Below are 24,628 nucleotides of genomic sequence, written 5' to 3' on the forward strand. Positions count from 1 at the left end.
TTTGGTGAATTGACTCGTGGAGGTAGGGAACAGGGAACGCTTAACAGGGAACGCTTAACAGAAAGTGTACCTAGCTTCGCAAAAATCAAATATGAGTCCTATAACTGAGAACTGTATTAAAGGCTGGAATCATGGCTGTTAAAATTCCTTTGGCATGGCTGCAACTTGTCCGAAACAAATTTCGTTCTCTTGTGGCTGTCGCCGGTATTGGTTTTATTGTAATTTTGATGTTTATCCAACTTGGTTTCCAAGATGCTCTTTATACCAGCGCAACCCAAGTGCATCGACATCTCCAAGGTGATTTATTTTTAGTCAGTTCTCAATACAAAGCATTAACAGCAAATCAAAGCTTTTTCCGGACTCGCTTGTATCAAGCTTTGGGGTTTAATGGAGTCGAGTCTGTCAGTCCTATGTATATAGGATTTGCGAAATTGAAAAATCCTGTTAACGGTCAAAAATACTCAATATATGTTATTGGCTTTGAACCAGGAAAGCCTGTTATGGATCTTCCAGAAATTGAGGCAAATTTAGATAAAATTCAAATCCCTGATGTTGTGCTTTTTGACCGTAATTCTCGACCAGAATTTGGAAATATTGCTGAAAGATTTGAAAAAGAAAAGACAGAACAATTTATTGAGATTTTTCCGTTTAACTCATTATCTGGTTATAGAGTGAGAGTGGGTGGCTTGTTCAGCTTAGGTTCCTCGTTTGGGGTAGATGGAAATTTAATTGTCAGTGACTCTAGCTTCTTGAGAATATTTCAAAATAGCCGTCCATCAGAAATGATAGATATAGGTGCAATAACCCTTAAGCCTGGTGTTAATCCACAAAATATTCAGCGAGAGTTACAAGGTAACTTAGCTAATGATATCTTGGTTTTTACTCGTCAAGAATTTATTGACTTTGAAAAAGAATATTGGGCTAACAGAACACCAATTGGTTTTATCCTGAATCTCATGTTATCAATGGCTTCAGTCGTTGGTATCGTTATTGTTTATCAAATTCTTTACAGTAATATTGCCAATCAATTAATTGCTTATGCAACTTTAAAAGCTATAGGCTACGCAAACAATTATCTATTTAACGTTGTCTTTCAGCAGGCTATCATATTGGCAGTTTTAGCTTATATACCTGGATTTATATTTTCTTTAGGTTTATATAATTTTGCGATGCAAGTCACTAAATTACCAATAATGATGTCTGTGAACAATGCAATCATCGTCTTCATGTCAACAATATTAATGTGTATCATTTCTGGATCACTAGCTGTTAACAAGCTTCGCTCTACAGATCCAGCAGAGATTTTTTAGCATTAGACTTCTCCAAAAATCGCTATGAAACCTTTACCGCGCTTGCACTAAAAATGATTTTTGAAGAGGTCTATTAGTCATTAGTTATTTTTCGTTTGTCAATATAAATGAATGCCACTTGCACTCCACGAGGGGGAATCCTCCAACAGAACGTAACGCGGTGGCTGCTAATGACGAAAGATTAGTGCTTAAAAAGGACTCCAGTTTTTCATTACAATCCTCTATCTTTTATCCTCTATGAACCTGAACAACAAAACTCTCCTCATCACTGGAATTAGCGGATTTATTGGCTTGCGTGCTACTGAACTAGCTATGGCACAAGGGATGAAGGTTTGTGGATTACAAGATTCTTCAGATAAGAATAAAAAAGCACAAAACTTGGGTGCTAAGGTGATTTATGGCAGTGTCACTGATCCGACTGCTGCTCAAAAGGCATGTCTTGGAGTAGACATAGTTTTACACACAGATGAACTGGCTAAAGAAGGTGGTTCACTCGATAAATTTCGTGAGAGAAATGTTGAGGGAACAGTTAACATAGCTAAAGCTGCTAAAAATGCTGGAGTGAAAACTTTTGTTCATCTCTCAAGCGTTTTAGTTTACGGTTTTAACTATCCTGACCGCATCACAGAAGATGGACCATTACGTGGTGAAGATAATCCTTACTGTCAAACAAAAATAGAAGCTGAAAAAGCACTTCTAGAACTGAACGATCCTGGCAATTTTGGCATCATTATTATTAGACCAGGAGATGTTTACGGACCTGGGAGTATTCCCTGGACAATTCGACCACTTATGATGATGAAGCAAAAATTATTTGCATATGCTAATGATGGTCGAGGAGTCATTAATCATGTGTACGTTGATAACCTGATTGATGCTATCTTTCTTGCTATCGAAAAAGAAGCATACGGGGAAATCTTCAACGTCACTGATGGGCAAGAAACAACTTGGAAAGAATATTTTACACACTTAGCAGAGGTAGCAGGTTTAGCCGCACCCTTTTCTTTACCAAAAGATGAACTGAAATTATTTCTCAAGTTGCGCTATCAAGGACAAAAACTTTTTCGCAAAGAAGCCGATCTTCTACCAGAAGTTGTAGATTTTATGACTCGCCCTTACGCGTATTCAATTGCGAAAGCACAAAACCGGTTAAATTATCAACCAACAATTGATTTGAAAGAGGGTATGCGGCTGACACAGGAATGGCTTAAAAAAACAGACCTTCAAAAATTTGTTCAATAAAGTTGTCGGGCAATACTTTACTTTTTACTCCAGACTCCAAACAACAAGAAGTTTCTCCATAAACTTCTTGTTAAGCAACAACTCTCATATCTCACGGAATCTCTGCATCCTTTTTTTATGACCAATAACCAGCCAAGATTGAGCATTGGACTGCCTGTATACAATGGTGAGAAATTTTTAAAAGAAGCCATAGATTCACTTTTGGCTCAAACATTTGAAGATTTTGAGCTAATTATCTCAGATAATGCATCTACAGATAAGACTGAGGAAATTTGTAGAGCATACGCTGTTAAAGATAAACGCATTCGTTACTACCGTAACGAAAAGAATATCGGCGGCGCCTGTAATTTTAATCGTGTGTTTGAATTGTCTTCAGGTGAGTACTTCAAATGGGCTGCCCATGATGATCTGCATGCTCCAGATTTTTTGATGAAGTGCATTGAGGTACTTGACCAAGATCCTACCCTTATCTTGTGTCATTCCAAAACTTATTTCATTGACGAACACGGTAAATTCCTACAAAACTACGATATTCAACTCCAGACAGATTCACCAAAGCCACACAAGCGTTTTCATGAGCTTCTTAGTAATTACCTCTCTTACCAAACTTACGGGGTGATACGCGCAAGCGCCCTCAGAAAGGCACCACCTATAGGTAGTCATGGTGCTGCAGACGCCATTTTCTTGTTAAGACTTGGTCTGCTTGGACGGTTTTATGAAATTCCTGAATACCTATTCTTTGCTAGAAGCCATTCACAACAATCATTGAGTCTGTATTTTCCAGATTATTTGTCGTTTACTAACAATAATCCGCAATACTCATTGAGTATGCTGCCTGATTTCTATGCCTATACAGTGTGGTTTGATTCCTCTAAAAAAGGGAAAATTCTGTTTCCACATTGGAGAATCTTTTGGGAGTATTTGCTCTCCATATGGTATGTTCCACTCAATTACCATGAGCGAATATGTTGCCATGTAAGTTTGCTAAAAAAGCTAAAAGGAACAGAATATCTTTTGATAAAAGACCTGCTTCTAGCGGCTCAAGTGTTCTCTAAACGTTTGCAAAGAAAATCAATACAAGAACAGGCAAGCTTTTTTGGAAATTAACTTAATTCCATTCTAATATCAAGTCTGTAACTGGCGATATACAGGCTTGATATTACAGACAGAAGCTATTTATACCGCAATACAGTTAGTGCTGAAACCAAAACTGTTACCAAGCAATGTAGAGCACATAAATGCTACGTCTCTACACATTACTTCTCAAGACAAAGGTAAAAGAACTTATTGAAAATTATGCTTAGAATATTTAAAGCCAACACTTTCTTTCTCGCTATCGTAGCAAGCATCAGTTTAATTAGAACAGTGAATGCAGAATCCACTGCAACACTCACTGTCGTAGTTAATGGGCTACATCACAAAAACGGTCAAGTTTGCCTAAGAGTATACTCCGGTGAAAAAGGATTTCCTGATAGTAATACCAGTGAAGTACAAAGTGGCTGCACTAAGATAACAGGAAGTTCTGTGAAGAAGCAGTTCTCAGGCTTGAAGCCAGGAACTTATGCTGTCGCCGTTGTTGATGACGAAAATGGAGACCACAAACTAAACAAAGACTTTTTCGGTATTCCAAAAGAAGGATTTGGTATTTCCGAAAATCCTACTGTATCAATAGCAACGGGTACACCAAAGTTTCGCGATGCGAGTTTTCTGCTGAAACAAAATACAACCATCAATATAGTCATGAAATATTCGCTCGACCCATAAAACATCAAATTCCACTGAACAGTTATCAGTGATTTGAAGCTAACGCTGTTAACTGTTTACTGATAACTGTTCACTGAATAAAAAACTACACCGAATTATGAAAGAGTTGGCGATATTCCTGTCTAAGTCTTTACTGGGCTGGTTGGCTATTCAGGTATGTTTTACGGTTGTTTTTTTGTTGTACCTGCGCTTATCCCAGAAAAACTCATTACCAGACGAGCAATTGCCCAAAACTGCGGTTATTCTCTGTTTACGCGGAGCTGATCCGTTTCTGACTCATTGCTTGCGATCGCTACTGAACCAGAACTACCCACAATATGATTTAAAGCTGATCGTTGATAGTCACGAAGATCCGGCTTGGAAAATTGCTACTGATACCATCCGTGAGCAAAAAGCGACCAACGTCCAAATCAGTCCTTTGAGGATAGCGCGCCAAAGTTGCAGTCTCAAATGCAGTTCCCTAATACAAGCTGTCTCGGAGTTGGACGATTCCTACAAAGTCGTTGCCCTAGTAGATGCTGATACAGTCGTCCATCCCAATTGGTTGCGTGAATTAGTCAGCCCTCTAGCCCATCCCAAAGTCGGGGCGACAACGGGTAACCGTTGGTACCTGCCGACAGGTAGATATTGGGGGTCTTTGGTGCGGTACGTAGGCAATGTATCTACAGTGGTGCAAATGTACTTGTTCCGAATTCCTTGGGGTGGTACTTTGGCTGTGAAAACAGAACTACTTCACCGAACAGAACTGCTAGATAAGTGGGGGCAAGCCTTCAACGAAGATACCATGATCCGCAAGGTCTTGGAAAAACATGGGATGCAAGTCAAGTTTGTGCCTTCTCTAATAATGCTCAATCGGGAAGAGTGCGAATTACCGAGCTTAAGATACTCGCTAATGCGCCAACTACTGTCGGCTCGGCTTTATCACCCTTTGTGGTTGGCTGTAGTTAGTGATGTTGTTTCCAGCATACTGATGCCTACTCTCGTCATAGTGTTGTTTCTGGTGGCGTTGTTGAGCGGAGAATGGAATATTGCAGGTTTGTCGTTTGGCTGCTTTAGCATTTATACGGTGGGATTACTCCTAATGATGTTGACATTGGAGCAAGGGGTACAGCAAGTGATTCGCAAACATGGTGAGCCGATGACAAAATTGTCAGCTCTAACAGTAGTGAAAATGCTAATAGCGATTCCTTTGACACAGTGGGTTTATGGGTTAGCGATGGTATCATCCCTAGGGATGCGAAAAGTCAACTGGCGTGGCGTGACTTATCGAATCAAAAGTCCTTGGAACATCCGCCTAGTTGAATATCGCCCTTATCAGGTTTCAAATCGAGCTGATAATAGTAAGGTGTCTATATGACATCAGCTCATATTTCTTACAACTTGTTTCTATACCATCTCTAACAATCCCTCTTGTCGTGAAATCACTGGTGTATAACCCAGTTCCCGTCGTGCTTTGCTATCATCTACTGTGACTTGGGACCCGATCATAGACAACCCTGTTCGGGTGATTGAAGGTGAACCTTTAAGCTTTAACAGATCCCAAATCCTCTCTAAACTCCATGCTAATGTCCAGGCTAACCAACGTGGTATGCTGAGTCTACCTGGTTCAACTCCTTGAGTACGTGCATACTCTGTAATAAAGCTTCGAAATTCCACAGGCGAACCATCAGTAATGAAGTAAATTTCACCACCCTTTCCTCGTTCTGCCACACAAATCAGCCCTTCACACAAGTTTTTTACGTGACAGGTAGAAGTCAGATAGCGACCTCCGGAAATCCAGGCAAACTCTCCATTGCGCATAGCTTTAACAAAGCGTGGTAACAATGTGGTGTCTCCTTTTCCCCACACAAAACGCGGACGAACCACCACTGTTGTGAGTTCAGCTGAGTTTGCTTCAATGACCTTTGTTTCTGCGATCGCTTTAGTCAGTGGATAAGGACCTAATGGTTTTACAGGACGAAGTCGAGTTTCATCAGCATTAATGATTGCTTTTCCTCCAATCAATACAGCTTCGCTACTCACATAAACAAGGCGTGATACACCTGTTTCCCTTGCTGCAGCAATGACTTGTTCTGTGCCATTTATATTAACTTTCTCGAACTCTTCTAAAACTCCCCAGTCATCTACCTTTGCCGCTGCATGAAAGACAACTGTACATCCTTCCATCCCAGACTTCAGTACCTCGAAATCATTAATATCTCCAAAGATTGGAACAGCACCACAGGACTTGAGTATGTCAATTTCAGTCTCCCATTTTACCAACGCCTGTACTTCAACTCCCTGTTGCACAAGAGTGGTTATTAGGTTGCGACCAACAAACCCCGACCCACCAGTCACAAACACACGCATTCGTTTGTCTCCTTAGTTTTACTACGTTTACTGTTCAAGCCTTTTTCAAAAAAACTATACAACTTGAACACAAGGAAAAAAGCGTACTTTCTAAGATGTACAAAATACGCAGAAAATATCTAATCTTGCCAGCTTTTCACTTAGCTTTTGATGAGTTTGTAATGGTATTCAAAGTGCTAGTTCACTTTTTTAAATTGGGTAGGTAAGTGAAGCACTATAGTCGCTTCCTTTATCTTCTTTTAGAAGCTCTTCGGTGCTTAGAAATTTCTTCACCAACCTACATTAACGCTCGTTGCAGTGAGTATGTGGAGTCGTCACCTTTTGCTTTATCTATCCTCTTAACACTTAGTGTACGAATTTTACCAAACATTCTAAAACATATACACTTGCTAAAAATAAGGAGCAATAAACAGTCATCTTTAGTTGATATGAGCCAGATTCACTCTAACATAGAATTTCTTAATTTCTAGGATATTTTATATATCATTTTAGTATGACTATCACTGAAAAAATACTACATTGACAACAAGCAAATTATTTATTTCTGTAACAGAGGAACATTAGTGAGGTTTTTATACAAACTAGAATTTGATAATTTTGTTGCAGATTCATCAGTTATATTTGCAATAAAATATAAAATAGCAGTCAACAGCATAAATTGAATTGACTCACAATCAGTAAAATAGATAATCAATGAAAATTGGTATTTCTGAAAAGGGCTGGAAAGAAGATATCCAGAGTTAATGATGAGACTTTAACTTTCAAACAATAAAAATAGCAGCTATCATGAACTGCAAACCACCGGACACATAAAAATTTATCTTCTTTTTTCTGTGTTCTGAGTTGGTGGGTTCTGAGTTGATGTAGAGTGCAAGGGCGCAGCCCGTTCTATTTTCAAGTCAGGGTTAGTAAAAACAGAAAATATTTTCTGCTTACTAATAATCTCTCGCAATGCGTAAATCCTAAATTTATCTGGGCTATTGCTGATAACTGTACTTCTGTTGGACACCAGTTTTTAGCTTTGCAAAAATACAAAAATACATAGAAATTATGAACAAGGAACCTCTTCGCATTGCGGTTTTTACAAGCTTGTATGCTCCTTTTTTAACAGGAGTTTCTGTAGCAGTACACCAGCGGGTTCGTTGGTTGTTACAGCAAGGACATGAAGTCTTTCTTATTCACCCTCAAATCAACGACCAGTATCCCAAATCTGTGAGCAATCGTCCCATGCCAGGGATAGAAGAGTTAAAAGCTTTCCCTAATTTTTCTGATTACGCATTTCCCACACAGCCGCTAATATTTTACAAGTCTCTTCCACAACCATTACACTATCGGCATTGGAGTGATACTAAGTTATTAGAAAAGTTCCAGCCTGATATTATAGTCGTTGAAGAAGCGGCACAAATCAGAGGATTTTACTCACTTTATTTACAAGGTTACGGTCGTCCAATTGGGAGTGAATACGCAAAGCGAACAGGTACCACGATAATATCTCTGTTTCATACAGATATTGTTGCTTATATCGAATATTACTTAGGAAATCAGTTTTTCAGCTTGATTAGTCCGATCATTCCCTTTTTGATTAAGCAGTTCAGCGAAGTTTATGATGTCAATTTCTTTTCTTCCCGAGAACAGCTTGCTAAGTACCAAGAAATGAAATCTCAACGTAGTGAATATCTCCCTTACCAAGGAGTTGATTGTCAAAAATTTAATCCAGCAAACATCTGTTATAACCCTATCCCCAACGATAACCGACCAACCCTTCTTTTTGTCGGACGCATTACCGCAGAAAAGAATGTTACCCAACTTATAGACGCATATCCACTCATCGCTGCCAAAATTCCTGATGTCCATTTGGTCATTATTGGAAGTGGTCCTTATGATGCAGAAATCCGCAAGCGTGCTGAAGAGTTTAAATCAGGTGTGACTGTATGGGGCGAGTCCCACGGAACAGAACTTTTAGGCTGGTATGCTCGTGCAGATGTTTTTGTCAATCCCTCACTCACTGAAAACTTCTGCACATCAAATAACGAAGCATTGGCTTCTGGTACTCCTGTTGTTGCTGCTATTGCACCCTCAACCTCAGAGCAAATCAAACCCGGTTTTAACGGCTTGTTAGCCCAACCAAATAACTCAACTGATTTTGCTGACAAGGTGATTTCAATTCTTGAAAATCCTGACCTCAAAGAAGAAATGTCTCAACACGCTCGCTTCTCTATACTTGAATTTGATTGGTCTGCCTGTATGGAGAAGTTTGAGAATAAACTTTATGAGCTTGTTGGAGTACGTAAACAGCTATAGGAGTACGAGACGGCAACGGAACCTCACCCTGCCCTATCGGGCATCCCTCTCCGCGAATTCGGAGAGGGAAAGATTTTTGCTACGCAAAAAGCGAGGGTGAGGTTTTGAGCGAGATGTGTGTACACACAAGCCCTCTCTACCGCGAAGTTTGCCCAGATATTTTTTGAATTTGCTGGGTGAAGTATGTTTGGTCAGAGTTTAATTGTTGTGCGATCGCAAGACCTTTTTGAAAAGCTGTTAATGCTTGTGGATAGTCTTTGCGTTGCAAATGAATTTGCCCAATTTGGTCATAAGCACTCATTAAACCGTAAAAGTTGACGGCTTGCTCCTGTGCTTGTACAAGAATTTGGCTGGCTTGCAAAGCCTCTTCTACTTGTCCTTGAGAACGATACAGTGGAATTAACTTTTGCAAAACTTCACTAGCACGAATATATTGCTGTGATTGCCAAGCTATGGTATACGCTTCTTTGTAATTCTTGAAAGCTTCTTGTAGGAAGCTGGGATTTTCTCGTGCCAAAGATTCGTAGTCTAAGCCAATAGATTGCTTTAATGTTGCTAACTCCACAGGGTTGTTTTGGCGTTGGTAGATTTCTGCTAGCTTATTACGTATCTTTATTGATTGCTCTGGTTGTTTTAATTGCTTGTAAATGTAAGCAAGTTGTTGTAAGTATGATATTTCGTTGGCAGAATCGTTTTTAGAGTCACCAAAAGTAAGCAATTTCTCATAAGTCCCTGCTGCTGATACGTAATCAAACCAACTTAAATGTAATTCTCCAATCGTCTTTAGGGTGTCTACTTCTGCTACAGTATCTCCTTGCTGTCGCACGGCTGTCAAAACTTGGTCATAAACTTGCAGCGCCTCTCTAGGCGATCGCACTTGTTGGTAAGCTTGACCTATGGCTCGCAACAGTTGTAAATCTATCGTGTTTTCTATTGTATTTTGGGCGATCGTGTTTTGGGATTTTGTTTTTTGGGATTGCGCCTGTTTTTGAATAGCTTGCAATCGCTGTGTGATGTACTGCACTTCTTGGCGATTGTTTTCTCTCCAAGCAATTTCACCCACTCGCGACAGTGCTTGCACCTCAGCTAATGAACCCAAAAAGCGACGCAAGCGCAACTCTCGATTCCAGATATCGAATGCTGTTATCTTGTCTGCTGCTTGTAGTGCCGCTGTAGCTTGCTGATTGAGCTTATCTAGCGCCGCCTCCAAATTTTGACTTTCTTGCAAAGTCAGCGGCTGCTTATCTTTTGGTTAACGTGGTAGTAGTGGGTCAGGTGTGGTAATCTCTAGCGGATTCGGGGGAAATTTATCTGGCTGTTGAGGCTTTGTGCTCGCTGCTAATGTTAGCGAATTGCAAAACAGACAGAATGTAGCAGTCGCAGTAATGGTAACACTTAAGCGTCGTAGCATGGACATTTTACCTTTTCGTCGGATCACAAAGGGACAAGGGAGTTAACAATTCAAAATTCAAAATTCAAAATTCAAAATTCAAAACTCAAAACCACTTAAGTTCTGATCGCCGTAAGCCAGCGATCAGACTTCTCTCAAAATTTGCAATCTTCCTCTACCTGACGAGAGTCAGCAAAAAATTCTCCTGAGAAAACAGTCAACTACAAGCTATACAATACTTTCTAATACAATTTATATTTATCCAGCTACACATTGGTAGCTTTCAATACCAAGTAGCTTGGTTGACCCAATTCAAAATCTGGAATTCAAGATTGGTATAATGACTCATTCTACTGATATTGCCACGTTAGCCCGTTGGATGGCAGCAGATTTTAGCAATCAAGAACAAGCTATAGAAAACCCGCCTTTTTATGCCCACATCCGTGTTTGTATGCGTCCTGTGTTTTTGGGGTTATCATCAGGCGTGAGTTTGTTTCTTGAACAAGCTTATGACTACATCATCAATGACCCCTATCGTTTGCGGGTGTTGAACTTCATAAACGCAGAAAACCATATTATTTTGGAAAACTATACTGTCAAAGAAGAACAACGGTTCTACGGTGCATCCCGTAACCTTGAGCGCTTGAAAACTCTCAGCGCCGACGATGTGGAAATAATGCCAGGCTGCAACATGATTGTAGAGTGGACGGGTCACAGCTTCAAAGGCAAGGTAGAGCCGGGAAAAGGTTGTATCGTGTTTCGCAATAATAAAAAGACGTATCTTGACAATGAATTTGAAGTCAATGAAGAAAAATTGATTAGCCTTGACCGAGGACGCGATATAGAAACCGATGAGCATGCTTGGGGGTCGATCGCTGGACCATTTTACTTTTTCCGTCGGGCTAATTTTGCAGATGAAGTGAAACTCACTCCTGAGTCGGAGAGTGCTAACTCCTGAGTGAGTGCAAAAGCACCTTTGAATAAAGGTTAGTGTTGAGTTTTGAGTTTGGAACGACATCCAATCACTTGGAACTTAGCACTTGGACATTCCTGTGATATGCTAGTTGCTGCCAAATTCACGCTGACTCTAACTTTCACACCAAAGGTTGTAATTGGTCATGAGTTAAACTATAATTGATTAGCACTGAATGCATATAGCTATTCAAAAGCTCATATAAAAAGCAGTGCAATTTGTCAAGTGCAAGTAACTGCACAGGCGGCGACATAGCCAAGTGGTAAGGCAGAGGTCTGCAAAACCTTTATCCCCCGGTTCAAATCCGGGTGTCGCCTTTAAGTTTTGTACATTAACTGATTTCCTGTGATTGTTAATAAATTAAGTGTCAAAGTTATGTATAGACATGTTAAGTGACCTTTAATTTGTTAACTTTCACCAAATACTGTATTTTTTCGATTTCTGGGATTTGACAGATAAATAGTCAATCTCCTAGTTTAGGACAGATAATTTGTTAAATACTGGTTTTTCGATTAAGCGATCGCCTCCTATCCTTCCTTCTGAAGAACATTATATTAAAGCAAAGCGCCAAGTGCTGCGATACCTTAAATCTGATAAAAAACCTAAGTACTTGTCAAATCGGGAACGGTGGCATTTAGCGCAACTTAGAGTGGGAAAGACACCTGAAGAATGGGGATATCTGGATCACGGTTATGAAGCGTTAACAGAGCCAACATTAACATCGTTTCTCCTGAATGGAGAACCACTAGCACATATTACAAGGAATAGTTACGGTCTGCTTTGCCTCAACTCACCCCAAGTAATGTTTGTTGACATTGACCTTGTTCCTTCAATCTCTCCAATCAGAATTCCTGTAAAACCTGGTTTAAAATTTAACGACTGGTGTGAAGTGCGGATAGTTCCAACTTCTGGATGTTTCGTCATAGAAATTGTATACGAAATTCCTGACAAGGAGGAATTTTTCTGTAGCCTTAATCCAGAATTAGCTGCGTCTATTGATATAGGGTTAGACAATCTTGCAACGATTGTTTTTAATGAGCCGACGATACAACCAATAGCAGTTAAGGTAAACCATTAAAGGCTGCTAACCAGTTATACAACAAGCAACTGGCAAAGTTTAAAGGTTTCTTGCCTTAGGTTGTGAGAACTTCTAGGCGTATCCAAAATATTGTTCTTAACCGCAATAATTTTGTTGATAGCTATTTACACCAGTCAACAAAAATGATAGTTGACAAATGGTAAAAAACGGTTGCACCGTTGTAAATATAGGTAAAAATAAACAGTGGAAAACCTCTGTTAATCTTGGTAAGAGAAACAACCAAAACTTTACCCAAGTACCACACGCTAAGTTTACCCTGATGCTGACTTACAAGTTAGAAAAAGTTGGCATCACCGTTAAGGTTGGTGAGGAATCTTACACCAGTAAGGCTTCACTTCGTCCCGGGACACCAGAAGATTTTGTTCCAGATCTGAAAAATCTACACGAATTGACGTGAGTGACTCCCGAACCTACATGTGTGGCTTCAGTAAGTAGACATCCTGGGGCGGATTCCCCTTGGCTCCTTCTGGGATGAAATCGACCACGTCGAAACCCTGAGCCAGAACGCTACGGACATAGGCTTCCGGGTGATAGGCACTGCAATAGTTCGTGCCAATGAAATCTTGGTCACATACCACCAAGGTCCCTTTTTGGTACTTTAGGCGATCGCCTGCAAGCATCCCCGCCACAGACTTGTCGCCATGGACACTGAGGATTAAACAACCCTCAGGGGTCAGGATGCGATGGAACTCATTCATCCACCTGACTTGTAATGGCTCTGTTAGATGCGTCAAGACTGAGAACGCATAAATGAGGTCGAACATACCATCTGGATAAGGGAGGGGTGGTTCCAGTGAGTTGACGTTGAAGCGAGCAAAGTCTAAGTATTTTTCGCACCAATGGATCGCTGTGGGGTTGCTATCAGCGCCATAGATCTCAGCGCCGGACAGACCTCTGAGGTGACGCAGGACTCGACCGCAGCCGCACCCGAAATCTAAGATCCTCTTGAACTCGTCGAGGGTCTTGCCTTGTGTAGCCAGTATCTCAACGAGAGTCTGGGCACCGAGTTTGCCCGAGTGGAGGAACCACTCGACGTCTTCTGTACCTGCTACCAGATACCTCAGGACACTGCTCGGAACTGGTAGGTCCTCCGCTTCTATCAATCTCCCTCTCTCGGTCTCGACGAGAGGGACTTCGGTTGTGAAAGCGAGCTGATGGATGCAGCTTTTCAGTTGCCGGTTTTCACTCTCAAGGTTCTCAACGAGCTTGACCACTTTCGAGAACCCAGGGATATGGCGCAGTAGATCCCGTTTCCGCATATGTAATCCTTATGATGAAGAATATTACCATAGCATCCACAGAGAAAGTGGAGTAACTAGTTATTATACGGGCAATTTCTGAATATCATGACTAATGTAGCCGCATCAACTCAAAATTAAGCTTTTAGTTGTGAAATTTTTGTATGCTACTGGGTTGCGGTTAACACAAGGACTAAATTTACGTGTCAAAGATGTAGATTTTGCCCAACAGCAGATCATTGTTTGGAATGGTAAAGGCATGGAAAGTCGGGTAACAATGTTGCCTGCAACTTAGAACGAAAATATCTCAACGCCAGTTGAGATTGGGTTTAGCAGGATGATTCATATTTAACAAAATTGACTTTTGGAAGAAGTCTCGTCCTCAAAACTCCTCATCGGCGAAGAATTCGTTTTCATCTTCTGATCTAAAATTCCTTCGCTCAGAACCAGCAACACCCCACAAGGGTTGCAGCAATGCTACACCAACCATCCCTACAACAGCACAAAAAGCTAGCACTAAACCTACTGGAATTTTAATGGACTCGAAGGTTAGAAATTTCAAAGAGACTGGTTGAGCGTTTTGTACTGAGAGGATAGCTACTCCCATCACCCATGAAGCTATAACTATCGATATCAGCAGACTGGTAAAATTTTTCATAGCGCTACAATATTATTCTTTATACGGTCGGGATAATTACTGATAAATTATTATTACTTCGTTTTTCTGTAGTTTTGCTGGCAATCAGCCGTCTGATCCAAAAATGACTAAAGTCGAGTACAACTTACAGAGTTATTTAGGAGAAAGAAAAGATGTTTAAAGGCGATGTACCTCGGCTTTCGACTATTAGGACGCATCAGAGGGTATCTGAGGTGGGTTGGTTTGCCGGTTTATGCGGGGGTGACACTGATCGTTTAGGAAAGCTTGACCCCTCTCGGTGCAGCAACTACGAACATTGCCGTGATATTGTGCTCACAGCTGATTCCTTGGGCTACAAGAATATTCTACTGCCCACAAGCTATATGTTGGGTCAGGAAGTGTTACCTTTTGCGGCGGCGATCGCATCCCAAATCCAGCAAATCAGTTTACTCACCGCAATACGCACAGGTGAGATCCACCCTCCCATGCTCGCACGTCATCTCTCAACATTAGACCATCTGTTGCAGGGACGGCTGACTGTAAATATCATTAATTCCGAACTCCCCGGACTTGTTGAAGACGCTGAGTATCGCTATCAACGGTGTAAAGAAGTGATCCAAATTCTTCAACAGGCGTGGACGCAAGAAAAAATAAATCTTCAAGGGGAGATTTATCGCTTTAGCCTACCGAGTTACCCAGTCAAACCGTATCAGCAACATGGCGGACCACTGCTTTACTTCGGCGGAATATCACCAGGTTCTCGCGATGTGTGTGCTCAATATTGCGATGTCTTTCTGATGTGGCCCGATACTGAAGAAGGACTGTTTGAAAGTATGCAAGACCTTTCAAAGAGGGCTGCTACTTATGGACGAAGTATCGATTTTGGACTCCGTATTCATGTAATTGTACGCGAAACCGAGGAAGAAGCTCGTTTCTGGGCAAAAACTTTGATATCGGAACTCGATGCAGCTCGCGGTGTACAGTTGAAATCTCGTACACAAGATTCTCGCTCCGTAGGCGTCTTGAAACAAGATGCCCTGCGAACGGTTGCTGACGAAGATGACTATATTGAGGGGAACTTATGGATGGGAATAGGACGAGCGCGTTCTGGGTGTGGAGGAGCACTCGTGGGAAATCCCTCTCAAATACTTGAACGACTGCATCGTTACTTGGATATGGGAATTCGAGCATTCATTTTTTCTGGCTATCCCCTGATTGAGGAGTCTCACTATTTTGCAAAGCTTGTGTTACCTCATCTGCCGAATGTTAGGCTTGCAGAACTTCAAGAACGGTTACCTACGGTGCAGCCGGTGACACCTCTGACAACAGGAGAACTCTAATAAGAGCAGATGGACGAGGTAGTGTGTTGGACGGGTTCCCCGGCTTGTTCGCATGATTGCGTCTCCCCTTGGGAGAAGCACCTGCCGTGCAGATACACGCAGATAAATCTGTACTTGATTCCAACGAGAAGCGCTATAGGTATTGAGCCGAGATCCTTGTAAAATCATGCAAGATGGTCTGAAAACTCTCGTTAAGCATACACTGAAGTTCTCCATGATCCGACCTACAAAACCCGAAGATGCAGCGGCGCTGATTGCCGTAGCCAACACAATCGGTTTCCAGCCGAACGAGCTCGAGGATCTCGCCAAAATGCTGGCTGACTACCTCGGCGGCAACACCGACAGCGATCCCTTCTGGATCACCGACGACGATGACGAAGACGGGCCGGTGGGAGTCGCCTACTGTGAGCCTGAACGGATGACCGATCAGACGTGGAACCTACAATTGATCGCCATTCGCCCCGACCGCCAGGGACAAGGACGCGGTGGGAAACTGCTGTGCTACGTTGAAGAAACTTTGAAGGCGCGGGGTGGGCGAATGCTACTGGTGGAAACGTTAGCGAGCTTCGATCGCACACGGGCGTTCTACGCGAAGTGCGGCTACGAGGAGGAGGCTTGCATCCGGGACTTCTACACGGCGGGCGCTGATAAGATTGTGTTTCGTAAAGTGTTGAATGGGCACTAGACCACAGTAACCCATGAACAAGTTTCGGTTCAGACTAGCTCAGTACTCTTGAGAATAATCAGCTTTAAAAAATGAGTAAAATATCTCACGGGAAAACTTGGATCTTGACACTAACGCGCTTTGCCATCACATTTGGTAGTCTGTCTCGTTATCGCAATGAGTTTGTGCTCGAAAGATTTAATTAGAGTATCCCTCAATAATATTATTAAAAGATTAAGACCAAAGTTCCTATAGCTATTAAGAAAGTTCCTAAAAGAATTTTCCAACTTAACGGTTCATGAAGAAAAAGTACGGAAAACAATAAAACTAATACTAAACTAGATTTATCAATCGGTGCAACAAGTGAGGCTTTTCCTTGTTGTAAAGCTTTGAAATAAAAAATCCAGGATAAGCCAGTAGCAGCCCCAGAACATAATAGAAAAAACATAGTTTTTGGGGGAATTTCTGAAAGATTAACCATACTGCCTTGAGCAAATACAATTCCCCAAGCAACGACTAAAATGACAACAGTTCGGATTGCTGTTGCCAGGTTGGAATTTACATTTTCAACCCCAATTTTGGCAAATATGGTTGTTAATGCGGCAAAACAAGCTGACAATAATGCATAGATCCACCATGTGTTTGTGTTGCTCATCGTTTTGCTTCCTATTTCACTAGTCATCATAGTGGTTATTGTGTATTGTTACAGCATTAAATTTAGATTTTTCAGAAGTGATATCAAATCCTGTTGATTGCACGCAGTTCCCACAAACCTTCACCCTTAATTTATAATGTTTATGGGTTTTTTATACCATGTGCATTTACCCGGATTTGATATGATATGTATGTCAACATTGAAAAACGTACTACGGCGATGAGCGATAGCTTCTCTACGAGACGCTGCGCGATACGCGCTCTGTAGGGCGATCGCGCTATAGCAGTTTTCAATTGGGTGCAATATAGCAATCTATAGCCGTTGTCAGGTAGATTAGGACATGAACTAATCAGAAAATCTGGACATCACGAGATTTTCAACCCTGTTAAGCGTTAAGCGTTAAGCGTTCCCTGCTATATATTAAAGAATTAAGGTGTAAGGCTGTGCTTATTCTGCACTAACACCCCACACCCCTATGTTGACGAAAATAAAATTTATTTACTGATAAGAAACGGCATATTCAACTAGTTGACCGAGACGTTGGCGTAAGGTTTCTAATCCTAAACGCTCGCTCGCGGAAATAAACACCGCTAAAGGAAACTCTTCCTGCGCTAATGCTAAATTTTTAGTATCGACTTCATCAATCTTGTTAAAAACAACTAGCGCGGGACCCGGAGTGATGGGCATTTGTGCCAGAATTTCTCTGACAGAGCGAATATGACTCAACCAAGCTGGATGAGACAAATCTACCAAATGCAACAAAGCATCAGCTTCTGTGACTTCCTCTAAGGTGGCGCGGAACGCATCCATTAAAGATGCGGGCAATTCGTGAATAAACCCTACTGTATCTGTCACCAGAATTTCTTGAGGTTCATCCGTTTCGCCGTGGGGAACAACCAAGCGGCGTGTGGTGGGGTCAAGAGTGGCAAATAATTGGTCGGCTGTGTAAACCTCTGCATTGGTGAGAGTATTTAGCAGCGTAGATTTGCCAGCGTTGGTGTAACCAACAATAGCCACTGAGGGAACTTCTTGATGTTGTCGCCGCTGGCGCAACCGTTCCCGATGTGCTTGTAGTTGGTTAACTTCTTGTTGTAGTCTGGAAATACGTCGCCCAATGGCACGGCGTTCTGTTTCTAATTTGGTTTCACCAGGACCACGAGTCCCAATACCACCCCCCAGCCTGGACATTGCTTGACCTCGACCAGCCAGTCGTGGTAGCATATATTCTAGCTGTGCGAGTTCAACTTGCAATTTACCAGCACGAGATTGAGCGCGTTGAGCGAAGATATCCAAAATCACTTCGGTGCGGTCAACTACGCGAACTCCAATTTGCAATTCTAAATTACGAACTTGTGTGGGTGAGAGATCGCGGTCGAAGACGATGAGGTTTACTCCTAAGGTTTGAGCAGCTACGGCGATTTCTTGGACTTTACCTTCACCAACGACTGTTTGAGGATGAATGCGCGATCGCTTCTGTCGCATCATCTGCAACACCTCTCCTCCAGCCGTATCCACCAACCGTGCCAATTCTTCCAAGGTGTCTTGGAATTGTTGAGCAGTCGTATCATCAGTCATAACGCCAACAATCAGGACGCGATCATTGTCGGTGTCTACATCTTGGGCGACAAATTCCCGCCGGAACTCTGCTTCGAGTCCTTCCACCAACTCCATCAAGTCCTGATTTGTCAGCATATCCACACTCATGGGTGGCGAAACGCTCCAACTTGTGTATGGAAGGTTGTTGTTTTGTTCTTTACCCTCCTTATTCTCCCCGCCTGCAGGTGGAAGATGAGAAACTTTTTCCATAGTTGGGCTGCTGATCAGGGCGCGAGCGTCTTGGGGTTTCAAATGAGCTAAGTAAGCTTCCTTGACATAGCCCGTCGCGCCGCCACCGCGTCGTTGAAATCCTGTTCCGGTAATATTCAGCATCACTAAGGCATCCAATCGTTGCAATGCCATAGCAGTCAGCGCCGCTTCATTAGGCGGTTCTGGCTTTAGGTGAGTGGCGATGCAACGAATACCGCTCAATCGTTCTGCGCCATAACGCGGTAATTCCAAAGGTGGAATTTGCGTTTGGCGCGGTGTACCTACTCCTACGCGGATCACTTGTCCGCGACGGTTGAGGTAAGCACACACTGGCTGATTGATTTCAGTGCTAATTGCTGCCAGTCGCTGAGAAAATTCAGGCGTTGTGATGCGATCGCCTGATATGCGCTGGTGATACAGTCGCTGTATTTGTTTCAGCTGACTAGACTTTAGACCTTGGAGATTACCAAAGATAGTCTCGATAAGCATTTATGACCAGTAATATGGTCCCCCGAATCCTACTTATTTTATTTTATCTCACTCTTTTTTTGTCAGAAATCTTACTTAGGGAGGATGCTTTTTTCTGAATATTTTAAATTTCGATATGACGTTATGTTGTATGATATAAGCCTATACCCAATAAAGCAATGGTAACAACACGCATCCCCTCAGAATCAAGGGTTGTTTTAAGAAACATCAGCTGGCACACCTTTGAAACCATGCTAGCCCAAATGGGGGAAGACCGAGCCTGCCAACTTGCTTATGACAGAGGCATGCTAGAAATTCTGACGCCACTCTTGCCTCATGATTTAAAATTGCGGTTTAATATACGTATCCCATACCTGTTTCAACTGCTTTGCATCGGACTCGGAAATCTGCCCAATCTTCACAAGCAACAAAGACTTTTCTAGACAGTCCAGTCGAGATAGACGCACAGTTGAAGTAACACGTAGACCACTTGCAGCCCAATCATTAAGAGGTACATCAGTCTGTGTACGTGGTTTGGCTGATGTGACGACTGCTGCTACAACATCATCTCCATCTAACCACAATATGAGTATTGGGCGCTTTTTAGAACCGCCACCGCTTGTGAATAGAATGTCTGCTACCCAAAATTCACCTGGTTGGATAGTCGTCATATAGTCCTTCGTCTTCTGGTGCGTAGCCTTTCAAAAATGCATCATGGCTACGGGTATTTACAGGTTCTTTTGCTTTTTGTTGGATAGTTATGATCCAGTGTCCTGCACCCACACTTTCCAGTAATGATTCTGGGAGATTCAATTTTTCCCCTGGTTTAACTTCAATTTCGTAAGTCAAGTTTTTTTGTTCACTTTTCATAGATTTATTGTTGGTATTTTCATAGTGTTAGTTTAGTTTTGTAACAACTCTAGCACTAACAATTTCGAGCTTCTCTCCTCTATTTGTATGGACAACCAAATGCGGTTACTGATTTTCAGAATAGCCTATATTTATAGAAGATAGTTCTTTCTTTTATCAAAATTCCTCAATTTTTAGAGGAAAGTCAAAGAATTGGGGTGATGGGAATGACGCGGAATTTTCGGAATTGGGTGAAGGAAAGGATTTACAACAGCAATTCTTAAGTTACAAGTAAAAAGGGATTTGTATCTGGCTTTGAGCTTTTATTATTTACACTTCACGGACTTGCAGTAGTCCATCGCTTCTCCTATGCCACAAATTTTACCTAGAAGAATTCTGCCTCAATTACTCTCGTTGACATCAGAAGCTGGGGTATCTGTTGTAATTTCTTTAACTTGTCCAACTTCAAATATTAACCGAAATGGTCGTCCCATTTCTTTTGACAAAAATTCTTCTAACAATCTTACTTGTTTAGGTGTCACAGGTTCTTTTGCCCGCACACTTAATCGTACTTCAGGCGGATTAGTTAACCAGTTAGTGTCGCTTTCAATTAAATTTAGGCGCTGAAAGGTAACAGTTCGATTCAATAATGCTTTTTTGACACTGTTTTCTAACCGCGCTTGTTGGACTAATCTACCAAAACTGACTGTTAGAGGAATGAGCAATGCACCTGTAAAAACTAGGGTTAAAATAATAGGTGTTTTAGCTCTTCCTAATGGAGAATAACCGACAACTAAAAAAGTCAACATACAAGCAAGAGTAATGCCCAAAAGATTTGTCAGGTAGAGTAAAGTTGCTCCCTGACTAAGTGCCCAGTTTGCTTGAGATAAACCCAAACCAATCACACAAACAGGTGGCATTAGTGCAACAGCGATCGCCGTTCCTGCTAAAGTACTAGATATCTTCGGTTCCACTTTGGCGTAACCACTAATTGCACCAGCAGCTACTGCAATACCTAAATCTAACAAAGTCGGTTGAGAACGTGCTAAAACTTCGCTACCAAAGTTGGAAATACCAACAATTGAACCCAAAGTGCACGCGATCGCCATGGCCAACAGAGTTCCAACTGTGACTGCAATTAAACCTTTACGAAACAAATCAACATTACCCGCCAATGCGCCAAAAGCTAACCCGCGAATTGGTAACATTAAAGGTGCAACAATCATAGCTCCGATAATCACCGCAGTGCTATTGCTGAGTAACCCAAAAGTAGCAATGGCACATGAACCAACAATCAAAATTAAGTAAGTTGAATTCAGGGTAGATTCATCAAGTAAATCTGTTTGTAGTTCATGGATTATAGTTGGTTCTGGTCGATTTTGTCGAAAGAACCTGAAGCGATCGCGAATAATTACTAGCAAAGTCTAATCCTCACTTTCTCACTTCATTCAATGCTGATTGTCTGATTAAATATCAAGTGCTTCAATCCAGTCATCTACTATTGGTGATAATCTCTGAATTTAATTTCTTGCAAAGGTTGAAAAATCAGCTTATTTGCAGTTCATCTTCTGCAATGTATGGATTATCATCACGTTTCATCGTTCGTGATTTGAGAATCAACCTTGCCATTTCGTTGAGCTTGTAATTGTGCTAATTTTCTGATACTGTCACTAATACGTCGAGGTTTTGGGTACTCACCTTTACCAGCAGGCCAGCCTTCACGTTGACGCGATCGGTCGCCATCTGTCTCTTCAGTTTGATCGTGGAATAAAATTTGTCTTGTTGGATAAGGTAAATCGATGCCGTTTTCGAGGAGCTTTTTCTTGATGGCAGATAGTACGCGATCGCGTGAACTAAGATCATCTGCCCGACGTGGCGGATTAATCCACCAACGTGCCCGGATATTAACACTACTTTCAGCTAAATCCATCAATAGCACATCAGGAGCAGGGTCTTTCAATACTCCATTTACACTATGCATTGCTTCCAAGATTAATTCTTTTGCTCTGTCGATATCATCGCTGTAACCAATGCCAACATCGTACTGCAATCGGCGGTTTTCAAAAGCAGTATTCACAGTCACAGAATTAATGAATAACTCCGAATTGGGAATAACAATTCGCCGACCATCATAAGTTTTAAGAATTGTCGCCCGTGTTTCAATATTTTCAACAGTTCCTTCAAAGTTTTTAAAAACAATTTGGTCATTGATTCGGAAAGGTTCTGTTAGTAGAATTAAAATACCAGATAAAAAGTTTTGCAGAATATCGCGGAAGGCGAAACCAATAGCTACCCCACTGATTCCTAATAATTGAACCAAATCACCTGCTCTAAATGTAGGAATTAAAATTGATAAAGCAACAAATAAACCTATCAAAATAGTTGTTCCCTGTGCCAACCGTCCTAAAACTAATCCTAAATTTCGAGCATGGCGATACCTACTGGTAAAACGTTTGACTATTTGCTTGATTGTTCGAGCAACAAAAAAGAAGATAGCAAAAACAATCACTGCCAGCACCATATTAGGGAGTAGGATAATAAATCCGTTAATCATTCCCTGGATTTTGTCCCAAAGAGCGGAGATTTGTATGTTCATGTTAATTGCTTTTTTACCAACTTCCAGATGTTAGTAAAAAACAATACTTGTAACATCTGTCTATAGTTAGTTAGTTAAAAAAGAACTTTGATAAATGAAATTGCTACTCTAAGTGCAATTGCTCGTTCTTTTAAAGTTAGCCACTTTCACCAGCTTGCTCAAGCGCAAAAGTGATGACTGTTGCACTCAGTCGAATACCACGAGTTAGCATCCGCTCAATGGCTTGCTGTAATGAAACTGGGTATCCTTCTTTCTTAGCACGTAACAAAATACCAATAGTACCTGTTACTGAAAGACTACTTAATCTTGCTACCCTCCTACCAGCAGTTTCATCAATCAGGCATTTTCTAAATCGCTAAGCAGTTCCTCTTCTGTTAAATCAATCATTGGGACTCCATAACGATGCAAATTGAGCAAGAAAGAAACTCGATCCACGCCTGCTAATTGTGCTGCTACACCTGAGGAAATGCGTTTCATTTCAAACAGCTTCACCGCCATTGCCATTTTGGCTTCTTGTTCAAACTGTTTTCGAGTCTGTTGCAGAGCATCTGGTAGAGTTTCTGGGTAGTCAATTTTCAGTTGTAATGACATATTATTGTGAGATATTCTTGACTTTATACCGATTTTAGAAAAGAATGCGACAGATATGTAGGTTGGGAAGGAATTTTTAGCACGAGTTAATAAGTATTGTTTTGAAATCCCTTCCGATTAGAAATTCAACTGTTGCTTTCAAAAGAAGAATCAATACAGATAATTAAACCTGCGAGCAATTCTTGCATAACCTCTTCGGATACTTTTCCCAAACACCGGACAAATCGTTCTGTCGTTACACTCCGAACTTGTAAGACATTACCTGCTGAATTGGAATCTAAACCATTTTTATCAGTTTGCTGGATTGGAACCATGAAGGGGCGATTTTGGAATTTGGGTTGCCAAGTCGTCACAGGAATAATTATCCGCATGGGGATAGCACTAAACATCTCGGAACTAATCACAACAGCAGGGCGCGTCTTCTGAATTTCTTGTCCTCTGGTTGGATCAAGTTGCACAAGCCAAATCTCACCTCGTCTGGGATTAGTCATTTTCAGTTTCCCAGTCTTCCCCATCCAAAACAGAAAACTCTGTCAATTCTGGGTCGTTTAAAAAATCTTCAGCTGTTGCAGCTATATAAGGTGCTAGTAATTTGTGACGTTCATCCACAGGAAGCTTTGCAATTTCTTGCAGAGATAATTGTTTTTTCTTTTGAGTGGTTGATGAAATACTAGAATCTGAACATTCACTGCTCACCTGCTTTAGCTTTCCTGATTTTTGCACTAGAAATTCTACAAAATCCAGTACTTCCTGTTGTTGTGTATTTGGAAGTATCCGCAGATTATCTAAGACTGCTTGCTCAATGTTGATTGTTTCTGACATCTAAATAGAACTCCCTAACAATAGTTTTATTTTGTAGCCTTATTCTTTATGGTGAGCAACATAGTACTTCTAAAATAACTTTAACTAATTACCCGTTTGCTGTGCTTGAATCAACACCAAAAAGCGCTCATCTTCACGAAGACTATCAAAATCTGAATCGGTTTTAGCCATTTCCTGATATTTATCAGGATTCAGATGAATTGCTTTTTCGAGGTTTTCAATTGCTTGCTCAATGTTACCTTGAAGAGCATAGGAGCAAGCTTTGTTGTACCAAGCCGAATCATAGTCAGGTTTAAATTTCAGTGCTTGGTCGTAAGATGCGATCGCTTCTTTATATTCCTTAGCAGCAACTAATAACTTTGCAAATTCAAGTAGTAAACTAGGCTTACGACTCTCTGTCTGATGTTGTTGTGTCAGTAATTCTTGAAATTCCAGGACTTTCTCAATCTTTTGTTCTGCATTCAGTTGCAGATATTTCTTATAGTCACCTTCCAGTACCAAACGATTGGATTCTTCTTCTACCACTTCTGGTGT

26 protein-coding genes, 1 tRNA gene and 1 pseudogene are annotated in these 24,628 nt (G+C 41.3%); 13 read left to right on the top strand and 15 right to left on the bottom strand.

Annotation, left to right across the window (positions count from 1 at the left end):
- Nucleotides 1-131 precede the first annotated feature (131 nt).
- The 5 genes from devC to AC5590_RS13675 all read left to right on the top strand — a co-directional run bounded on the left by devC (nt 132) and on the right by AC5590_RS13675 (nt 5,673).
- Nucleotides 132-1,310, top strand: coding sequence for an ABC transporter permease DevC (gene devC, locus AC5590_RS13655; protein WP_169264192.1), 1,179 nt, complete (start codon nt 132-134; stop codon nt 1,308-1,310).
- A 237-nt stretch (nt 1,311-1,547) separates the two neighbouring features.
- Complete coding sequence (locus AC5590_RS13660; RefSeq protein ID WP_169264193.1) at nt 1,548-2,552, top strand: NAD-dependent epimerase/dehydratase family protein; 1,005 nt, start codon at nt 1,548-1,550, stop codon at nt 2,550-2,552.
- Between the two features lie 117 nt (nt 2,553-2,669).
- Nucleotides 2,670-3,659 carry a glycosyltransferase family 2 protein gene (locus AC5590_RS13665; RefSeq protein WP_169264194.1) on the top strand — a complete coding sequence of 330 codons (990 nt, stop codon included), beginning with the start codon at nt 2,670-2,672 and terminating at the stop codon, nt 3,657-3,659.
- 189 nt (nt 3,660-3,848) lie between these two features.
- A complete protein-coding gene (locus AC5590_RS13670; RefSeq protein WP_169264195.1) occupies nt 3,849-4,316 on the top strand; it encodes a DUF2141 domain-containing protein in 468 nt (155 codons plus the stop codon).
- A gap of 97 nt (nt 4,317-4,413) precedes the next feature.
- On the top strand, nt 4,414-5,673 hold the full coding sequence (locus tag AC5590_RS13675) for a glycosyltransferase family 2 protein (protein WP_169264196.1): 1,260 nt from the start codon (nt 4,414-4,416) through the stop codon (nt 5,671-5,673).
- Between the two features lie 29 nt (nt 5,674-5,702).
- Here AC5590_RS13675 and AC5590_RS13680 read toward each other — a convergent pair whose 3' ends face one another.
- A complete protein-coding gene (locus tag AC5590_RS13680; protein WP_169264197.1) occupies nt 5,703-6,665 on the bottom strand; it encodes an NAD-dependent epimerase/dehydratase family protein in 963 nt (320 codons plus the stop codon).
- A gap of 1,050 nt (nt 6,666-7,715) precedes the next feature.
- Between AC5590_RS13680 and AC5590_RS13685 the strand changes: the two genes are divergently transcribed.
- Nucleotides 7,716-8,966 carry a glycosyltransferase family 4 protein gene (locus AC5590_RS13685; RefSeq protein ID WP_169264198.1) on the top strand — a complete coding sequence of 417 codons (1,251 nt, stop codon included), beginning with the start codon at nt 7,716-7,718 and terminating at the stop codon, nt 8,964-8,966.
- A 136-nt stretch (nt 8,967-9,102) separates the two neighbouring features.
- Here the strand turns inward: AC5590_RS13685 and AC5590_RS13690 are convergent.
- Nucleotides 9,103-10,377 (bottom strand): annotated as a pseudogene (locus AC5590_RS13690) (tetratricopeptide repeat protein).
- A 319-nt stretch (nt 10,378-10,696) separates the two neighbouring features.
- Here AC5590_RS13690 and AC5590_RS13695 point away from each other — a divergent pair.
- From AC5590_RS13695 to AC5590_RS13710, 4 genes are all read left to right on the top strand, one after another.
- Entirely contained in the window at nt 10,697-11,314 is a 618-nt protein-coding gene (locus tag AC5590_RS13695) for a chromophore lyase CpcT/CpeT (RefSeq protein WP_169264199.1), read from the top strand.
- A gap of 260 nt (nt 11,315-11,574) precedes the next feature.
- Nucleotides 11,575-11,646, top strand: a tRNA-Cys gene (locus AC5590_RS13700).
- A 173-nt stretch (nt 11,647-11,819) separates the two neighbouring features.
- A complete protein-coding gene (locus AC5590_RS13705) occupies nt 11,820-12,407 on the top strand; it encodes a hypothetical protein (protein ID WP_246163091.1) in 588 nt (195 codons plus the stop codon).
- A 157-nt stretch (nt 12,408-12,564) separates the two neighbouring features.
- A complete protein-coding gene (locus AC5590_RS13710) occupies nt 12,565-12,825 on the top strand; it encodes an IS200/IS605 family accessory protein TnpB-related protein (RefSeq protein WP_246163090.1) in 261 nt (86 codons plus the stop codon).
- A gap of 13 nt (nt 12,826-12,838) precedes the next feature.
- Here AC5590_RS13710 and AC5590_RS13715 read toward each other — a convergent pair whose 3' ends face one another.
- Complete coding sequence (locus tag AC5590_RS13715) at nt 12,839-13,687, bottom strand: class I SAM-dependent methyltransferase (protein ID WP_169264200.1); 849 nt, start codon at nt 13,685-13,687, stop codon at nt 12,839-12,841.
- A gap of 130 nt (nt 13,688-13,817) precedes the next feature.
- Here AC5590_RS13715 and AC5590_RS13720 point away from each other — a divergent pair, with 130 nt between their 5' ends.
- Complete coding sequence (locus tag AC5590_RS13720; RefSeq protein ID WP_211178359.1) at nt 13,818-13,961, top strand: tyrosine-type recombinase/integrase; 144 nt, start codon at nt 13,818-13,820, stop codon at nt 13,959-13,961.
- A gap of 87 nt (nt 13,962-14,048) precedes the next feature.
- On the opposite strand, the gene AC5590_RS13725 is transcribed toward AC5590_RS13720, so the two are convergent.
- Nucleotides 14,049-14,324: a lipopolysaccharide assembly protein LapA domain-containing protein gene (locus AC5590_RS13725; RefSeq protein WP_169264201.1), complete on the bottom strand. Its 276-nt coding sequence runs from the start codon at nt 14,322-14,324 to the stop codon at nt 14,049-14,051.
- 152 nt (nt 14,325-14,476) lie between these two features.
- Between AC5590_RS13725 and AC5590_RS13730 the strand changes: the two genes are divergently transcribed.
- The gene (locus tag AC5590_RS13730; protein ID WP_169264202.1) at nt 14,477-15,643 is read left to right on the top strand and encodes an LLM class flavin-dependent oxidoreductase; all 1,167 of its coding nucleotides are present in this window, start codon (nt 14,477-14,479) and stop codon (nt 15,641-15,643) included.
- Between the two features lie 214 nt (nt 15,644-15,857).
- On the top strand, nt 15,858-16,328 hold the full coding sequence (locus AC5590_RS13735) for a GNAT family N-acetyltransferase (protein WP_169264239.1): 471 nt from the start codon (nt 15,858-15,860) through the stop codon (nt 16,326-16,328).
- 205 nt (nt 16,329-16,533) lie between these two features.
- On the opposite strand, the gene AC5590_RS13740 is transcribed toward AC5590_RS13735, so the two are convergent.
- From AC5590_RS13740 to AC5590_RS13790, 11 genes are all read right to left on the bottom strand, one after another.
- Nucleotides 16,534-16,992: an EamA family transporter gene (locus AC5590_RS13740; RefSeq protein WP_248277190.1), complete on the bottom strand. Its 459-nt coding sequence runs from the start codon at nt 16,990-16,992 to the stop codon at nt 16,534-16,536.
- A 468-nt stretch (nt 16,993-17,460) separates the two neighbouring features.
- Nucleotides 17,461-19,257: a GTPase HflX gene (gene hflX / locus AC5590_RS13745; protein WP_169264203.1), complete on the bottom strand. Its 1,797-nt coding sequence runs from the start codon at nt 19,255-19,257 to the stop codon at nt 17,461-17,463.
- 320 nt (nt 19,258-19,577) lie between these two features.
- Nucleotides 19,578-19,907 (bottom strand): type II toxin-antitoxin system PemK/MazF family toxin, encoded by a 330-nt coding sequence (locus AC5590_RS13750; protein WP_169264204.1) that lies wholly within the window; start codon nt 19,905-19,907, stop codon nt 19,578-19,580.
- Entirely contained in the window at nt 19,885-20,106 is a 222-nt protein-coding gene (locus tag AC5590_RS13755; RefSeq protein ID WP_169264205.1) for a hypothetical protein, read from the bottom strand. The genes AC5590_RS13750 and AC5590_RS13755 overlap by 23 nt, the downstream gene beginning before the upstream one ends.
- Before the next feature lie 380 nt (nt 20,107-20,486).
- A complete protein-coding gene (locus tag AC5590_RS13760; RefSeq protein WP_169264206.1) occupies nt 20,487-21,506 on the bottom strand; it encodes a DUF389 domain-containing protein in 1,020 nt (339 codons plus the stop codon).
- A gap of 167 nt (nt 21,507-21,673) precedes the next feature.
- A complete protein-coding gene (locus tag AC5590_RS13765; protein ID WP_169264207.1) occupies nt 21,674-22,681 on the bottom strand; it encodes a mechanosensitive ion channel family protein in 1,008 nt (335 codons plus the stop codon).
- Nucleotides 22,682-22,817: 136 nt separating this feature from the next.
- Entirely contained in the window at nt 22,818-23,021 is a 204-nt protein-coding gene (locus AC5590_RS13770; protein ID WP_169264241.1) for a DUF3368 domain-containing protein, read from the bottom strand.
- Nucleotides 23,018-23,272: a UPF0175 family protein gene (locus AC5590_RS13775; RefSeq protein WP_169264208.1), complete on the bottom strand. Its 255-nt coding sequence runs from the start codon at nt 23,270-23,272 to the stop codon at nt 23,018-23,020. Before AC5590_RS13775 ends, AC5590_RS13770 begins: the two co-directional genes overlap by 4 nt.
- A gap of 125 nt (nt 23,273-23,397) precedes the next feature.
- Nucleotides 23,398-23,763, bottom strand: coding sequence for a type II toxin-antitoxin system PemK/MazF family toxin (locus AC5590_RS13780; RefSeq protein WP_169264209.1), 366 nt, complete (start codon nt 23,761-23,763; stop codon nt 23,398-23,400).
- Nucleotides 23,756-24,094: a DUF2281 domain-containing protein gene (locus AC5590_RS13785; RefSeq protein WP_171975910.1), complete on the bottom strand. Its 339-nt coding sequence runs from the start codon at nt 24,092-24,094 to the stop codon at nt 23,756-23,758. The genes AC5590_RS13780 and AC5590_RS13785 overlap by 8 nt, the downstream gene beginning before the upstream one ends.
- Nucleotides 24,095-24,178: 84 nt before the next feature.
- Nucleotides 24,179-24,628 (bottom strand): TPR end-of-group domain-containing protein (locus AC5590_RS13790; RefSeq protein WP_169264210.1); only part of this gene is annotated, 450 nt, incomplete at its 5' end.

The sequence above is a fragment of the Brasilonema octagenarum UFV-OR1 genome, from assembly GCF_963888615.1.
Lineage (GTDB): Bacteria > Cyanobacteriota > Cyanobacteriia > Cyanobacteriales > Nostocaceae > Brasilonema > Brasilonema sennae.